This window comes from Paenibacillus sp. FSL R5-0744, assembly GCF_037972555.1.
Classification (GTDB): Bacteria; Bacillota; Bacilli; order Paenibacillales; family Paenibacillaceae; genus Paenibacillus_AQ.
The window spans coordinates 653587-670317 of the sequence record NZ_CP150228.1 but is presented as its reverse complement, the minus strand read 5'-3'; the positions used below and the strand labels follow the sequence as shown (position 1 = coordinate 670317).

Sequence of the window (16731 nt, the reverse complement as noted above, 5' to 3'; positions counted from 1 at the left end):
TCTGGTGGTAGGTTTTTTGCATAGGCACTATTCGAAATCAATTTGCTTGTCCAATATAATCTCTGTCATGGCAGGTCGAAACATTTGGTCTCCTCCGGGTATTAAGGCAAATTGAACCGTATCCAGATCCGCTGGCAGCGGTGGCGAGACCAAGAACTGCATTTGTGTATGAGCTCCCCCTCCGTGACCTCCATGCTGCTGGATTTCATAGGCTGCCTCGCTCAAAATCTCCAATGTTAGAGCCGGTTTAAGATAAACTTGCTCCACTGTTTCTTTTAAATACTTAATCTCCACAGTAACTATACTGAGCGTTTCATACTGCATAGCATGTGTAAGTGTATACTCGCAATCTTCGAGGACTGTCCGCTTCACAATTGGAAGTACGCCGAGCAGTAAACCGGGCTCTTCCCAATATTTCCGTCTGGGCACAGCCTCATTCAGACTGTGTATATACTGTACAATCTGAGAAGTGTCCATCTCGAATCTAGTTGACCATTCCTCAAGGAGCTCACTTTCGGGGGAGAACCGTTTTTTGCCTGTTATAGCTTTACGTTCCTGAATCAGAGTCAAAATCTGCTCATCAATCTTCTTAACCTCATCATTATATTCGTTGACCACGCCTCTTATTGGCATTCTACCCCAACCCATTTAATAACCTCCTTCTTATAATAAAGTTACTTTCTACCCATTAGCTATATGGTACCTCCTGTGGATTAATTTGTAAAATATTCGAAATCTTTCAATCTTGCAGATAGCAAAAAAAAAGCATGTACCCCTCAGCTTTATGCTGCAAGACCACACGCTTTATGATTCAGAGATTTTCTTTTACTCGTACAAGTTACGGATTTCCACTCCCTGAGGAAGCTTGAATGGATTTTCCTTGTTGATTCGGTCGTAGAACATGATCCCATCGAGATGATCAATCTCATGCTGGATAATGATGGCTTGGTAGCCCTTAAATTTATGGACCACTTCCTTCCCCTCAAGATCATATCCCTTTACCTTCACAGATTCATAACGAGGTACAAAACCATGCACCGGCCGATCAACGGACAGACACCCCTCGCTCTCCGGTAAGTACACCATGGTTAGTGAGTGACTGATGATCTTAGGGTTAACCCAAGCATGCTCTACAATCCTCCCTCTCTCGTCCGTAGAATACATCACGAACATACGCTTCAACAGTCCGATTTGATTCGCCGACAGACCTACGCCAGAGCGTAAATTGTATTCTTCGGAAATCTCCGGGTCCTGGCTGTTCTTCAGAAACTGAAGCATACATTGCAGAGTCTCACGATCCTCCTCCTGTAGAGGAAGCTCCACTGGTTGAGCTACGGTACGAAGTACGGGATGACCTTCCCGTACAATATCATCCATAGTGATGATATATTCAGCACTAAATTTTGAACTAGACAATATTCCATCCACCTTTGCCTTACGGGCTTAATTTAAAATACCTATGATATAGTATGCAGATTTATGGATTTATGAAAGCCGTTCGCAGTTTGCTACTATAATTAACATCAAATCCAAGTCCGGTCGCCAATGCGGCAAGGGGAAGATAAGTTTTATCTTCTTTGCCTACCTTTTGCAGAAAAGCAGGGGTATCAATGGCTACATTCTGTCCATTCACCTTAATAAATTTGCTACCGATCGTGATTACAACCGTCCGGCCACCGTATTCAATAGTAGCACTGGAGGTCTTATTATCCCACTTTCCATTAGCGCCTACGGCATTTAGAATATCTTTAAGCGCCAAGAAGTTCTGACCATTCTTAAGGATGGGCTTATTCGGCGTATTTAACTCCACACCCTTTACAACAATCGACATCGGTACAGTATCCGTAGCCATCACCGCTACAGTGGGAATGCGGTATTCCCCCCATTGTAATTCAGCAAATACTTTTGCAATGGTCTCGTATCCAAGCTGCGTAGGGTGAAAATCCGCTTGTCCTGCCCCGATAATATGTGTGAGTGATCCCTCTGAGCCGGCAAACTTTGCCGCTACATGAGCTACTACTACCTTTGCTCCCTCTTGATTCATACTTGCAGCCACACGATCTGCCGAATCCGTAAATTTCGCTGCTGCGGTCATCAATTTAGTGTACATCGCACCAAGAGCGATCTTAGGAGCAGGCTGGTATTGGTCAGCCAATATAATTGTTGCTTGAGGATTTATCGCACGAATATTCTCAAGACTCGCCTTCACATTCGTATTGTAATCCGCTAGCTTCTGCTCCAGCTGAGATTCAAAATCTGTATCTGTCAGCTCCTTCACCTGTAAGAAAAGACGGCTTACATCATTCCCGCCAATTGTAATCGTAATCAGATCGGCTTCCTTCAGCTCTGATGCGATCTGCGGGGTTAACTTTACGAATTGGTCAATCCGCGGATCTGGAAGACCTGACTGAATACCTTCAGCGGTAATCGCTGAGCCGTCCTTGATGGCTCCAGTGTAATTACGTAATCCAGCAGTGGTCAATCCAAGAATACCATAATTGGTAAGCTCGCTCCGGCCATGATACCACCCCTGCTCCAGTAGTCGCTCCGCATAACCGTAAGGCTTGGTATTCACATCCGTCATTCCCGGCTCGTATCCGGCAGTAATCGAATCGCCAAGAGCTACGATGCGAAAGACATCCTGACTTGCATCTTGTGTTGTAGACGTGTCAGCTGCATTTGCCGATCCGGCACCTACGCCAATCAGCACAGATAACAAAAGCATACTGCTTGTGCTAGCTGCTAAAATTCTTCTCCACTTACTTAGCATCGTATCCCTCCCAAAATGTTCTAATTCTCATTCTACCATCCCTGATAGCAACGCAAAAGAGCGGCCTCCCATATTCGGGAAACCGCTCTGAACATCACAATTATTATCACAGCTAGAAACGAATGTCTTATTCTTTATTTGAATCCTCTTGTGAATTCAAATGTTTCCCGGCACGTTCCAGATATTTATCATAACGATCGTCTAGTTCATGTCCAATCTTACGATACCGCAGCGTCTCCTCCACAATAGGATCCATTGTGGTCTGGATACGAATTTCATACTTCGGAGAGATCTCACGGATTTCTTTAGCTATACGGTCACCCTGTTCCATCTCACCATCAACCAACATTTCGCTTAGCTTGCGTTCCAGATCATCCTTCTCGCTCATGATGCATCGTCCTCCCTAAAGCTTATATCCTGTTGCTTCAGCATTCTTCAGTGACGAAACCAAATATTCGTGAATATGACCATTACTTGCTACTATATGACGAGTGCCAATATCGTATGGACGCCCAAGCGTATCCGTAATTCTGCCCCCTGATTCAAGCACTAGCAGCACTCCTGCTGCACAATCCCAAGGGCTTAAGCCTACTTCCCAGTATCCATCTACTCTACCTGCTGCCACATAAGCCAAGTGTAGAGCTGCTGAACCTCCTGCACGAATACCACGAATCTGCGGAAGAATGCTCTGCAGTCCTGCCATATTCACAGGTTGCGCAAATTCACGGTCCGGTGGAAAGCCCATTGCAATCAAGCTGTCTCCAAAAACGTCCTCCGTAGAGACTGCGGTAGGAACACCATGCATGTAGGCTCCCTTACCTTTTTCTGCAACGAACATTTCATCACGAATCGGATCGTAAATTACCCCCACCGTTAATTCTCCACGAATCACTAAAGCAATGGAGACACAGTAAAAAGGAAATCCGTGTACAAAATTTGTCGTACCATCTACAGGATCTACAATCCACAGATATTCATGCTCACGAGCTTCTTCCAATGCAGCGGTTGCTGCTGCTGCTCCCGGGGAAACGCCTTCCTCACCGAGGATCGCATGATCTGGATAATGTGTCAGGATCAACCTGCGAATCATCTGTTCAACGCCTTTATCTACTTCCGTGACCAGATCCTGTGCTGATGTCTTTGTATTAAGTTCCTTCACCAGGCCCTGTCTGCTTTTTATCCATTCTCCTGCTTTGGCAGCAGCATTAATGGCTACCGCCGTATGTCCCTTGCTTGTTACTACATAGGGTTCACGTTCTTTCTTACCCTCTGGTTTTAAAGGACTCATATCTTCACTCCGCTTCCTTGAACATAATCGCCATTGGCATGAAATTTAAAGCAATCCTATTCACAATACCGTTCAATACGCCAAAACGTTCTCAAAGTTCCGCCATAAGGGATACCCATTTCTATGATCCCTTGAATGTTAATCGTAATAAAGTTTCATTCAACGTACCCTATTTCAAGTTACATATCAAGTCATGATAGGGCCCGTATTCGGGACCTATCGCCTTATTTTCATTGTTTAAGGTTCGATATTCACACTTGCCCCATTTAATACAGAAATTCCGTTACCGGCATCAGCCAGCTCCTTCATTGCTTCCATCAATCCAAATAACGCACCATCTTTAAGTTTTGCCTCAATCATAACATCAATAGCAGGGGTATCTGCAGCTATCCGCTTTAAAAAAGCTACTAATGGCGCAGGCTCCACACCATCTGCATGGCTGCGTGGATCAGACGGACTGCGCGGACTAGATACATGAATCTTAGGCGGGAAAAGCTCTCCAGACGGAACATCCTTCTGCGCAAGCTCGCTTCGCCATGTCTGCTGAATATCAGGCCACAGCTCCCAAGGGAGCTCTCCTTCATTATTCACCCATTGATGGTGAATATCCAGCACCATCGGCAGGCCTACGTTCTGGCAGACTGCCAGTGTCTCCGGGGCTGTGAAGGTCTTATCATCATTCTCCAGCGTAATACGTGCCTGCAGCGCTGCTGGTAGCGCGCGGAAATGCTTCTCAAACCGCTTGGCTGCCACCGGCTTGTCCCCATAGGCTCCGCCAATATGAATATTGTTCTTCGCCATGGCAGGAAGTCCCATAGCATTTAGCATGTCCGTGTGGTGCTGCAAATCCCGGATGGAACTTACTAGCACCTCAGGACGGGGTGTACTAAGCACTGTAAAGTGATCTGGATGAAAAGACACCCGCATCCCATGCTTTTTCACATATTGCCCCACTTCCGCGAATTCCTCAGCGAGCGCAGCAAACGGATTCCAATCCTGTAAATCAGGATGCGTCGCCAGAGGAATCAACTTGGAAGTGAGACGGTACACGAAGATGTCCGAACCCACATTATGCTTCATTAGTCGCAGCGTATTGTGCAGATTCATCCGAGCGAGGTTCTCCAAACGCCGAAGTGCCGCTTCACGGTCATCCAGCTTCTTGAAGGAGGCCATCGTCATAGTCTTGGATGGTGAGCAGTCTTTGATAACGGTGGACATCGCTACATATCCAAAACGGACAATCATCCCTGCGCTCCAAAAAACATTTCATCTGCTAGTGCAGTTTGCACTTTTGATTCTTCTTCATTCAATTTACGCACGAGTTCCATTTCGACCGCTGTAACCTCATGCCCCTGAAAATTAATCTCTGCAATCGAGGCTGAGATTTTGACGATCGCTACAGCTACATTCTCAGGTGTGTAGGCAATCACCTTCTGACCCGTCGGATACACGCGAAAGCCCTGCTTCACCATTTTGGTACGCCCATACTCCAGCAGCTCGTACAGCTCTTGTTCATTCTTGAACTTACAGACGGAATTGAATTCAGTTTGAAAACCCATATTTTGTCGCCCCTTTCCAGTCGGGATGAACCCGCTAGTAGCTTCAATTACTCGTTATCATACTTAAGACCTTGTTTGAAATTATAGCGCTCTAAAGCTAACTCAATCATACGGTCTAACAGAGCTCTATAGGATACACCTGTCTCACGCCACAATAGCGGATACATGCTGTAAGGAGTGAAGCCAGGCATCGTATTCACTTCGTTAATTAGAATTTTACCATCCGATCTCCGCAGGAAGAAGTCCGCCCGGGTAATCCCGCTACCCTCAATCGCTCTAAAAGCGGTTATCGCGGACTCCCGCAAACGATCAGCAACTTCAGAATCTACTGGCGCAGGAATCATCATTTGCGATTTACCATCCGTATATTTAGCTGCGTAGTCATAATATTCTCCAGAAGAAACGATTTCACCCGGAACAGAGGCCTCTGGCTCATCATTTCCGAGCACACCGACCTCTACCTCACGAGCATCCACGAATTCCTCAATAATGACTTTGGTGTCATAACGGAAGGCGAAATCTATAGCTTTTACAAGACTTTCCTTATCAGAAGCCTTAGAAATACCTACACTTGAGCCCAGATTAGCAGGCTTTACGAATACTGGATATCCCAGTTTATCCTCTACACCCACAATCAACTCATGGCTTTTTCTTTTCCAAGCGCTGATGTTAAAATAACAATATTCACACTGATCCAGACCTGCATCAGCGAATAGCTTCTTCATAACAACCTTATCCATCCCTGCCGAAGAGGCAAGAACACCAGCCCCAATGTAAGGAATATTCGCCATTTCGAACAACCCTTGAATTGTTCCGTCCTCGCCATACGTGCCGTGCAGCAGTGGGAACATAACGTCCACCGCTTTATCCGCACCGGATAGTCCACTAAATACTACATTCAGGGCTGTGCCCATATCTTCCGTTGCCTCTGAAAGCTTGAGCTGCTCTACCTCACTATAAGGTGCCGATAACGTCTCTCCGACTTTCCACAAGCCCTGTTTTGAAATATAAAACGGGATAATCTCATATTTATCGTAATCAAATGAGTTCATCACGGCAAAAGCCGTCTGTAAAGATACCTCATGTTCTCCGGATTTGCCCCCGTACACCAGCCCTACGGTTAGTTTTGCGTTCCCCATACCTTTATAACCTCTTTCTGTCTTATAAATAGTCGTTAATATGAAAAAAACGGTATTTCGTTTGATCCGTCCATGCGTAGGAATCACGATAGTCCCAGAAGCGATGACGACTGCTAACTGTACGTGCATTCACAAGCGGCATGCCACCAGCATCAAAGGCTGTGACGATCGTGCTGTGCTGATATTGCCCGTTACCATCCCAGTCATATTGAATGATATCGCCCAGCATCAATTGCTCCGGCCGCTCCATGACTTCCGCACGCAAGCCACTGCTCCGGCTAACGCTCAAATAGCGCTGCAGACTGTCTGATACAGCCCAGCTATAACTCCACCATTCTTGTTTTCCTTGGTAGCCTTTGTACCACCAACCCGTTTCTCTTTTACCAGTATAGTTGATAGGCGCGCCCCCTGCAAAGAGGCATTGGGAGACATAATTCGTACAATCTACCTCAAATGTTTCGAACTCCGGATTCCCGTCTTTCCACCAACGATCGGCATAAGCCACCGCTTCTTCACGGTTGTAGCGAACCTCTCTTGAGCCCGAGATCTCACCAAGAATATTCCGGTTTAGAAGGGGCTGTGATGGCAGCGGAGCAGGCAAAGCTTCCCCCCATTTGGACAACCTGCCTGATAACTCCACCTCAGCTCTATGAACTGTATTCCTTTCGGGAATGGTTCGTTCTATAGCAGCGATTTCCCAACCCCCTCCGTCCCGCACAAAGGTCAGCCGCTCCAGCTCAACCCTATCCTCGCGGTGGTTAACGCCTCCTTTTTCATAATAGAGTGCACTATGCAGCGTAACCTCTGCTACCACCTCAGTCGGAGTCTGCCGGACGGTCCGTAAAGTCTTTACACCTGTTTCTCCACGCAGCGGAGTGATCCCACGAGCGGTATACCATTCAGCGATACGGCGTGAACGTTCCCCTTGCTCCACCAGAAAACGTGGATCTTTAACGGATACGGAAACTGTTTGCGATGAGGACTTAGGTTCCACCCTGGCCTTATTCACTTGATCTACATATACATATAGACTCTGCTTCCACTGTTGTTCCATTATACTCGCACCCCTTCATTCCCTTTTAACTGCTGCTCTATGTATATGAAAGGAAACAGGCCGCTATACAGATCGCTTCAATTTACATGGTAGGGCATATGCTTTGCTTATAGCTTACGTTTTAGAGGTAACTCTAAATGGTTTCTGAGATGCGATATTCGGGCTTTATATATAGGAAAAAAAACTTTACTCCCCTCTTTGTAACCGTTATAATTAAATAACATGCAATGTGAAATTGAGTTTCAATAGATGAAACAAGGAGGCGCACATATGCCAAGCAAGGATCATTTCTCGTTGGCCCGCACCCTGGAATCAGGTGGCAAATCTTATCGCTATTATGATCTTAACTCCCTTGAGGAACAAGGATTGGGCTCTATCTCTTCCCTTCCTTTCTCGATCAAAGTATTACTTGAGGCGGCTGTTCGTCAATTTGACGGACGGGCGATTACAGAAGAACATGTGAAACAATTGGCTGATTGGTCAGGCGACATTGATCGCAATAAAGAAATTCCGTTTATCCCTGCTCGTATCGTACTTCAGGACTTTACCGGTGTTCCGGTAGTCGTAGATCTGGCAGCTATGCGTGACACCGTAAAGAAAGCCGGCGGAGATCCTAAACAGATCAACCCGCTCGTTCCCGTTGACCTTGTAATTGACCACTCTGTTATGGTTGATGCTTTCGGTACGGCAGACGCTTTGGAATACAATATGAACGTGGAGTTTGAGCGCAACGAGGAACGCTACCGTTTCCTTCGCTGGGCACAGACCGCTTTCAATAATTTCCGTGCAGTTCCTCCAGCTACCGGTATCGTGCATCAGGTGAATTTGGAGTATTTGGCTTCCGTAGCCACCACTAAAACTATCGATGGTGAAACTGTCGTTTATCCAGATTCCCTTGTTGGAACGGACTCCCACACTACGATGATCAATGGACTTGGTGTTGTGGGCTGGGGTGTAGGCGGTATTGAAGCTGAAGCAGGTATGCTCGGACAACCGCTCTATTTTGTTACACCAGATGTAGTGGGCTTCAAGCTTACAGGCAGTCTTATCGAAGGGGCTACAGCAACAGACTTGGCTCTGACAGTGACTGAAATGTTGCGTAAAAAGGGCGTAGTCGGCAAATTCGTCGAATTCTACGGTCCTGGTCTTGCTAACATCAGTCTTGCTGACCGGGCAACGGTTGCAAACATGGCGCCAGAATACGGAGCAACGATCGGTTTCTTCCCTGTAGATGAAGAGACACTTGCTTATCTTCGCAGCACAGGTCGTCCAGATGATCTGGTAGAGCTCGTTGAGTCTTATTACAAAGCACAAGGCATGTTCCGCACTTCGAATACGCCAGATCCTGAGTTCAGCGATGTAATTGAACTTGACCTAGCTTCTGTCGTTCCAAGCTTGGCTGGACCAAAACGTCCGCAAGACCGGATCGAACTTACGCATATGAAAGAAAATTTCGAAGGTATTATCCGTACACCTGTAGACAAAGGCGGTTACGGTCTCAGCGATGAGAAAATCGCCCAAGCTGTAGAAATAGAACATAAAAATGGCACCAAAAGCAAGCTAAGCACAGGCGCGGTCGTGATCGCAGCGATTACAAGCTGTACGAATACTTCTAACCCTAGCGTTATGCTTGGTGCAGGTCTTTTGGCGAAAAAAGCTGTGGAACGTGGTCTGACCAAACCAGCATACGTTAAGAGCAGCTTGACTCCAGGATCATTGGTTGTTACTGAATATTTGGAAAAAGCAGACTTGCTGAAGCCACTTGAAGCACTGGGCTTCTACTTGGCGGGATATGGCTGTGCTACTTGTATCGGTAACTCCGGTCCATTGCCTGAAGAGGTTAGCCAAGCCATCACTGATAACGATATGACCGTAGCTGCTGTAATCTCCGGTAACCGTAACTTTGAAGGCCGCGTACATGCTCAGGTCAAAGCCAACTACTTGGCTTCACCGCCGCTCGTAGTTGCTTACGCACTGGCTGGCACTGTAAATATCGATTTACAGACTGAACCGCTCGGATTTGATCCACAAGGTGAACCAGTATTCCTGAAGGATATTTGGCCAACTACTGCTGAAATTCGTGAAGCAATCGGCCTCTCCCTTAGTCCGGAGATGTTCCGTCGTAAATACGAGAATGTATTCACTGCTAATGAACGTTGGAATTCTATCCCTGTTCCACAAGGCGAACTGTATGAGTGGGATGATAATTCCACGTATATTCAGAATCCGCCATTCTTTGAGCATCTGGCAGACGGTCTGGGAGACATCAAGGATATCAAGGATGCACGCGTTCTGGCGTTGCTTGCTGACTCCGTAACGACCGACCATATCTCACCTGCAGGTAATATCTCTACCTCTGGTCCTGCCGGCGAATATTTACGCGATCATGGTGTAGAACGTGCAGACTTCAACTCCTACGGCTCACGCCGCGGAAATCATGAAGTCATGATGCGTGGTACATTCGCTAATATTCGGATTCGTAACGCAGTAGCTCCAGGTACAGAAGGCGGAGTTACAACCTTCCTGCCAAGCGATGAAGTCATGTCCATCTATGACGCTTCCATGCTGTATCAGGACGCTGGACAGAATCTCATCGTTATCGCCGGTAAAGAATACGGCACAGGAAGCTCACGTGACTGGGCTGCCAAGGGCACGCTTCTGTTGGGTGTTAAAGCTGTTATCGCTGAGAGCTTTGAGCGGATTCACCGCAGCAATCTGGTTGGTATGGGTGTGCTTCCTCTGCAATTCCAGGAAGGTCACGGCTGGAGCAGCTTGGGACTGACCGGACGTGAGACCTTCAACATTACAGGTCTCGATAACGAGGTGACGCCAAGCCAAGATCTAACTGTTACCGCTACCCGTGAAGACGGTACTCAGTTCGATTTCCCTGTCACAGCACGCCTCGACAGTACGGTTGATATTGATTACTATCGCAATGGTGGTATTCTACAAACTGTACTTCGTCAAATGCTGGCGGATGCCACAGATTCTTCGGCTGTATCGGTAGAATAGGTTTATCGCAAGACGCACAAGGGAGTGCCCTCTGGCCATTAAGGCTAGAGACACTCCCTTGTCTTATTATATTTGGATATTAAACGGCCAGCCTCCGATCATCCGGAGACTGGCCGTTTTTCTCATGTTGGGCTATGGAATCATCATGCCCATTTCACTTGCTGCTTCCTTCAAGATGGCGGCATACTCTACTAACGTGTCCCTAGACAGGCGGCTGACCGGCCCTGACAGCGATAACGCCGCAATCACATTTCCACTACGGCCTGTGACTGGTACCGCCACAGCGGCCGCACCAGACTCACGTTCTTCGAAACTCGTAGCATACCCCAGCCGGATGATCTCATTAAGCTGATCTTTGTATACACTCTTCTCAACGTAATCCGGCCACTCCGAACTCTCCAGCAGCTCTCTCAACACCTCAGGTGGTGCATACGCTGCTAACACCTTACTCGACGCCCCTACGGATAATGGCAGCCTCGCACCGATCTGTGCAACTCTACGAATCGCTTGCTGGCTCTGTACCGCCTGAATACGTACGCGTTCAATACCATCCCGTAAGTAAAGGCTGACCGTCTCTCCGAGTCGATCTCTCAGCCGTTCCATAGATGGCAGCAATACCGCTGCCGACTCGTCAAAAGCAGGCAGATGCGTCGACAACTCCCAGATTCGTATACCCAGCCTGTATTTTTCTGTCGCCGGATTGCGAATAAGAAAGCCCTTTTCCTCTAGTGTTGCCAGCAATCTGTGGACTGTACTCTTATGTAAGTCAATCTTTGATGCGATCTCCGTTAACCCTAAATCTCTGTCCTGCGTAAAACAAAGTAATATATCAAGCGCACGTTCTACCGCGCGTACCGTAAGCTTTCGGTCCTCCACAGTAATCCCCCTTCGTGTTTCATCAAATGAAACGCGGTTACATTATAACTAACTCTATCTTAGTGCAAAACTCTACGGAAAGTCCAGTATATTCACTGAGCCGAAAAAGACTGGTCCGCACTTTACAGTTACATTACAAAACGGTCCAATTCATTGACTTTGTAAGTGCTTCAACTTACGATAAACATATTAAATATACTAATGCTTTAGTATCATTTTCGACAAATTATCCTAGGCACTAGTACTCACATCATACTTAGGAGGGGACCTTATGGATCTGACAACCAGCCGAGCCGGCACGTCAGTCTCCCGTCGTCCTAAACTACCTAAACAGGGCAGTTCATCACGACTATCGCTGCGGATGATCCGTGTTAAGCATATTATCGTTGCATTGCTATTATCTATATTTTTCTTTTTAGCATTTTGTTTTGTCTCGCTTCATGGCTACATCGCTTGGGTGCTATCCAATCCAACCGTCGCGCCACTGTACTCCAATCCTATGATGGCCAAAGGCCTCGCCTACGAGGATGTAACTTTCCCAGCTAAGGATGGCAGTCGCCTGATGAACGGCTGGTATATTCCAGCCAAGGATGCTACTAAGACTATTGTATTCAGTCATGGCTATGGTGCCAACCGCGAAGAGTCTTGGGTACCTATGTACGATCTCGCTCACTATGCACACAGTCTGAATTTCAATGTCGTAATGTTTGATTACGGATTTGCTGCCCAAGGTAATAAGGATATTGCAACCGGCGGCAAAAAAGAATCCCAGCAGCTTCTAGGCGCCATTGATTTCGCAAAGGAACGCGGAGCTAAAGAGCTCGTTGTTTGGGGCTTCTCCATGGGTGCTGGCACAGCACTGCAAGCAGGATTAGTATCTGAGGACATCGACGCGATGATTCTGGACAGCACCTTTTTGTTAGAACCAGACACGCTGTATCATAATATTAAGCAGAATATCGATCTGCCGCGCCAGCCTTCCCTGGCGATCATGGAAATGCTGTTCCCGGTACTGAACGGTACGGGACTAGATCAGATTCCATATGCAAAGGTTAAATCCAAAGATTATCCTTTCCCTATCCTTTTCATGCATGGAACCAAAGACGATAAAGCCCCTTATCCTATTGCCGAAGAACTAGCAGCAAATCAGAACAATCCGTTCTCTGATTCCTGGATCATCGAGGGTAGTCATCATGAGCTGTTGTTCCGCGAGCATCCCCGTGAGTATTTGCGGCGGGTCTCCGCTTTTTTAGGGAATGTCCATCTGGCCAAAAATAATAATGGCGATCAGCCGGCGATGGCAAGTAATTAACTAAGCGCTAATAACCATACGAACAGCCTCTTCCAGGGACAGAAAGAACGCGCCCTAGGAAGAGGCTGTTTTCATCCCCAGGAAAGAAAGAAGCCAAAGAGGCACTCTAAGTTTATGTTCTTCATAACCTTCCAAGACCGTTCATATAATGGACTGATAAAGACATATCACGGGAGGTTTTCTTGGCATGCTATATGTATACGGGCCGATGCTGCCAGTACGTATTCTGGAAGAAATCGTATTTTGGAAAACACAAGAGAAAGAGCATACCGAAGTCATCAAAGCGATCGTACCTAAATTAGAGGACCCTTATGTGAAACTCCTCGATGAATGGGCCGTTGTTTTTGGTGCAACTGAGCAGGCGGCACAGCAGCTATTGAATGCTGCCCTTTCCGCTTCTCCTCCGCCACAGGCAGAACTCACTGCGGAAACGGAGAAACTGCTACATATCTCCTGCAATCAATCCCAAGAGTTCGTCCGGCAGCTCTTTGCCATCATGGAGAGTAGCGCAGCGGTCAAAGCCGTCCCCCTTGCAACTACTGTGATTCTGCATATTATTCGCGAATCAGAATACTTCTTAGCCGTACTGCAGACACTCAGCTCGCCCGGAAAGCTTTCACAAGTCATGCGTGATTACACAGAGGATTATGTCGTAAACATCGATACAGACGATACTATGCGGAATGATGGATTTTCTACTTTTACTGACACTGTTCCTGATATCCGCGATAAAAACGACGCGGTACCCATTGGCGGCCATACGCTACCTCCCTTGCCTTACGCCTATAATGCACTAGAACCTTATATTGACGAAAAGACGATGAGAATTCATCACGATAAGCACCATCAAAGTTATGTAGATGGATTAAACAAGGCTGAAGTTAAATTAGCAGATTCCCGTAAGAACGGTGACTTCGATCTCGTTAAACATTGGGAGAGAGAATTAGCCTTTAATGGTGCAGGCCACTATCTTCACACGATCTTTTGGAATGTGATGTCTCCGCAAGGCGGGGGCCGCCCAACAGGTGCTTTACTAGAAGCTATAGAACAAAGCTTTGGAAGCTATGACAGCTTCAAGAAACAGTTCACCGAAGCTGCGAATAAAGTAGAAGGTGGCGGATGGGCCATTCTCGTCTGGAGTCCACGTAGCCATAGACTAGAAATTCTCACTGCGGAAAAACATCAAAATTTATCGCAATGGGACGTTGTTCCGCTCTTGGCCTTGGATGTATGGGAACATGCCTACTATCTGAAACATCAGAATAATCGTGCGGATTATATTAACGATTGGTGGAAGGTCGTCAACTGGCCATATGTGTCAGAGCGTTATGCGGCTGCCAGTAAACTGGCATGGAAGCCTTACTGATCTCTTACCACTTCGTAGAAGACATCACTTCTATTCGCTTATATTGACCCAAAAGGACCCATCGTTCACAAAAAGTGAATGATGGGTCCTTCTAATTTCGAGGTATAGACACCTCTATATACTATTCTTTAATCAAGCTCAGAAACTCCGCACGAGCGGCGGCATCCTCCCGGAAGACCCCTCTAGTAGACATGGTTACCGTCTTACTTCCTGGCTTCTTCACTCCACGTGCGCACATACAAAGATGTTCACCTTCCACAACGACCATAACGCCGTGAGGGCTTAGTACCTCCGTCATAATATCCGCAATTTGCGTCGTAATGCGCTCTTGAACCTGCAAACGCCGACTCACTGCTTCAACTAGGCGAGCTAATTTGCTGAGTCCAGCAATCCGTCCGCTCGGAATGTATCCAATATGCACTTTACCGAAGAAAGGAGCCATGTGATGCTCACATTGGCTGTAATAGACGATATCCTTCACGATCACTAGCTCTTCATGAGACTCATCAAAAGTAACACCGAGCGCCTCGCGGGGATCTATCGAATAACCGCCGAATATCTCCTCGTACATCCGCGTAACACGTGCTGGTGTTTCAAGCAGTCCCTCGCGGCCGGTATCTTCACCGATTAATTCTAATATTTTCTCAACGTGATACTCGATTTGCTCACGGTTCTCTGATACTTTACCGTTCACGTATTCATTGATGTTCCCCATGATGTCTCCCCCTTCCGCACCCGTATAATTTCTATCCGGACCCGGTTACTTACTTCTACGTTTATTCCCTTTAGCTGCTCCTGGTCGGGCGCCTGTCTGGTTCTGATTCTTCATCATCTGTTGGGCACGTTGCATTTGTTTCCCATTCAGGTTATAACCCATTTGTTTCGCAACCTTTTGCAGCATTTCAGGATCATTCTGCATAGTTGTCATTTGTCTGCGCAGATAATACACACCGATAAAAAATCCACCGATGAGACCTACGACCAATGTAATAATAGGTAATGCGATATTCATCTAAAGCCCACCTCTACACTCTATTGTCTGCATCGCCATATGGCGCGCGAATCTATCATAGCATTTCGAGAACTGGACAGCAATTGGGAATATGCAACCTGTCTATGATCTTTTTCCTTCATTAAACATCGTTGTCCTCTCGTGCCTGCTTCGCAGTAAGGAGCACATCCTGCGCCCGGCTCAGCATTTCTTTTACCGTGTCATGCTCTTCGCGCTCTAAAGCCGATTCAACAGCAGCTAGAGCCTCCTCACCACCGATGCGTCCCAGCGCCCAAGCAGCAGTGCCTCGCATCTCAGGCCGCGGCTCTTTCAGAACAATTTCTGTTAGCTTTGGCACCGCTTCTACTTCCTTGAAATTACCGAGAGCGATGATCGCATTTCGTTGCATCGGCTTTTTGCCTCTCCAGGCAGCAGAGCTATTTCCGAATCTCTCTTTGAATTCACGGTTGCTAAGATCCAGGATTGGCATTAACAATGGCTTCACGATCTCAGGATCAGGCAGCATCTGAGGGCGATGATTCCAGTTCTTCCCTCGATTCTTGGGACATACAATCTGGCAGGTGTCACAGCCGTATAGACGGTTGCCAATCTTGGTCATGTATTCATCACTCAGAAATCCTTTGGTCTGCGTCAGAAAAGAAATACAAGCCTGCGCGTTAAGCTGACCCGGCCCCACCAGTGCACCGGTTGGACAAGCATCAATACACTTGGTACACTCCCCGCAGCCTTCCTCAACAGGCTCATCCGGAGCAAAAGGAATGTTCGTAACCATCTCCCCTAGATAAATCCAGGATCCCCATTTGGGTGAGATGATAGAACAGTTTTTGCCGCTGAAGCCTATCCCCGCTCTTTCCGCTACCGCTCTATCTACCAGTACACCGGTATCGACCATACTTTCCAGCACAGCATCCGGTACACGTTCATGAATAAAGTCCTCTAGCTTACTTAAGGCCTCCCTCAGCACATGATGATAATCCCTGCCCCATGATGCTCGGGCGAGAATACCTCTTCGTGCACCTGGCTCAGATTTTGGAGGATTCTCCATTTTGGAAGGATAGGCCACAGCAATTGAAATAATAGATAAGGGCTTGTCCCCAGAGCTCAGAGCGGGGATTGTCCTTTTATCCAGATCCGGTTCCTCGAAACCAGATTCATATCCTTTGTCTCGGTGGTCTTGCAAAATATTTTTCAGATATAAAAAAGGCTCTGCTGTAGTAAACCCGATATCATCAATACCGAGTGACGTCGCAGCCTCCTGAATCTCCGCTTTAAGCTGTGCCCACTTGGAAGGCGGGGGTGCATACGGTGACTGAAATGTATTGTTCATTTCCGCCTTCTCCTTT

15 protein-coding genes and 1 pseudogene are annotated in these 16731 nt (G+C 47.0%); 3 read left to right on the top strand and 13 right to left on the bottom strand.

Features of this window, described 5'->3' with window-relative positions; genetic code table 11:
* Window positions 1–27: 27 nt before the first annotated feature.
* From MKY19_RS03050 to MKY19_RS03010, 9 genes are all read right to left on the bottom strand, one after another.
* Window positions 28–648 (bottom strand): hypothetical protein, encoded by a 621-nt coding sequence (locus tag MKY19_RS03050; RefSeq protein ID WP_042184679.1) that lies wholly within the window; start codon window positions 646–648, stop codon window positions 28–30.
* A 177-nt stretch (window positions 649–825) separates the two neighbouring features.
* Complete coding sequence (def, locus tag MKY19_RS03045; RefSeq protein WP_339804128.1) at window positions 826–1377, bottom strand: peptide deformylase; 552 nt, start codon at window positions 1375–1377, stop codon at window positions 826–828.
* Window positions 1378–1477: 100 nt separating this feature from the next.
* On the bottom strand, window positions 1478–2770 hold the full coding sequence (locus tag MKY19_RS03040) for a stalk domain-containing protein (RefSeq protein WP_339800188.1): 1293 nt from the start codon (window positions 2768–2770) through the stop codon (window positions 1478–1480).
* A 127-nt stretch (window positions 2771–2897) separates the two neighbouring features.
* On the bottom strand, window positions 2898–3158 hold the full coding sequence (locus tag MKY19_RS03035; RefSeq protein ID WP_076285870.1) for a hypothetical protein: 261 nt from the start codon (window positions 3156–3158) through the stop codon (window positions 2898–2900).
* 15 nt (window positions 3159–3173) lie between these two features.
* Window positions 3174–4058 carry an inositol monophosphatase family protein gene (locus tag MKY19_RS03030; RefSeq protein WP_042184672.1) on the bottom strand — a complete coding sequence of 295 codons (885 nt, stop codon included), beginning with the start codon at window positions 4056–4058 and terminating at the stop codon, window positions 3174–3176.
* A gap of 237 nt (window positions 4059–4295) precedes the next feature.
* Window positions 4296–5303, bottom strand: a complete 1008-nt coding sequence (gene uvsE / locus MKY19_RS03025) for a UV DNA damage repair endonuclease UvsE (RefSeq protein WP_339800186.1) — start codon at window positions 5301–5303, stop codon at window positions 4296–4298.
* Window positions 5300–5617 carry a hypothetical protein gene (locus MKY19_RS03020; protein WP_042123954.1) on the bottom strand — a complete coding sequence of 106 codons (318 nt, stop codon included), beginning with the start codon at window positions 5615–5617 and terminating at the stop codon, window positions 5300–5302. The genes uvsE and MKY19_RS03020 overlap by 4 nt, the downstream gene beginning before the upstream one ends.
* 47 nt (window positions 5618–5664) lie before the next feature.
* Window positions 5665–6756, bottom strand: coding sequence for a D-alanine--D-alanine ligase (locus tag MKY19_RS03015; RefSeq protein WP_042184669.1), 1092 nt, complete (start codon window positions 6754–6756; stop codon window positions 5665–5667).
* A 22-nt stretch (window positions 6757–6778) separates the two neighbouring features.
* Window positions 6779–7813: an amidase domain-containing protein gene (locus tag MKY19_RS03010; RefSeq protein ID WP_339248406.1), complete on the bottom strand. Its 1035-nt coding sequence runs from the start codon at window positions 7811–7813 to the stop codon at window positions 6779–6781.
* 267 nt (window positions 7814–8080) lie between these two features.
* On the opposite strand from MKY19_RS03010, the gene acnA reads away from it, so the two are divergent.
* Window positions 8081–10822: an aconitate hydratase AcnA gene (acnA, locus tag MKY19_RS03005; RefSeq protein ID WP_042184665.1), complete on the top strand. Its 2742-nt coding sequence runs from the start codon at window positions 8081–8083 to the stop codon at window positions 10820–10822.
* 132 nt (window positions 10823–10954) lie between these two features.
* On the opposite strand, the gene MKY19_RS03000 is transcribed toward acnA, so the two are convergent.
* On the bottom strand, window positions 10955–11698 hold the full coding sequence (locus tag MKY19_RS03000) for an IclR family transcriptional regulator (protein WP_042184662.1): 744 nt from the start codon (window positions 11696–11698) through the stop codon (window positions 10955–10957).
* A gap of 271 nt (window positions 11699–11969) precedes the next feature.
* Between MKY19_RS03000 and MKY19_RS02995 the strand changes: the two genes are divergently transcribed.
* Window positions 11970–13010, top strand: a complete 1041-nt coding sequence (locus tag MKY19_RS02995; RefSeq protein WP_042184661.1) for an alpha/beta fold hydrolase — start codon at window positions 11970–11972, stop codon at window positions 13008–13010.
* Window positions 13011–13197: 187 nt separating this feature from the next.
* Window positions 13198–14376 (top strand): Fe-Mn family superoxide dismutase, encoded by a 1179-nt coding sequence (locus MKY19_RS02990; RefSeq protein WP_094877189.1) that lies wholly within the window; start codon window positions 13198–13200, stop codon window positions 14374–14376.
* A gap of 121 nt (window positions 14377–14497) precedes the next feature.
* Here the strand turns inward: MKY19_RS02990 and folE are convergent, their stop codons facing one another.
* The 3 genes and pseudogenes from folE to queG form a co-directional block, all read right to left on the bottom strand.
* Window positions 14498–15091: a GTP cyclohydrolase I FolE gene (gene folE / locus MKY19_RS02985; RefSeq protein ID WP_042123940.1), complete on the bottom strand. Its 594-nt coding sequence runs from the start codon at window positions 15089–15091 to the stop codon at window positions 14498–14500.
* A 45-nt stretch (window positions 15092–15136) separates the two neighbouring features.
* Entirely contained in the window at window positions 15137–15388 is a 252-nt protein-coding gene (locus MKY19_RS02980) for a YneF family protein (protein ID WP_042123938.1), read from the bottom strand.
* A 172-nt stretch (window positions 15389–15560) separates the two neighbouring features.
* Window positions 15561–16715, bottom strand: a pseudogene (gene queG / locus MKY19_RS02975) (tRNA epoxyqueuosine(34) reductase QueG); the annotation flags it as partial.
* Between the last annotated feature and the right edge of the window lie 16 nt (window positions 16716–16731).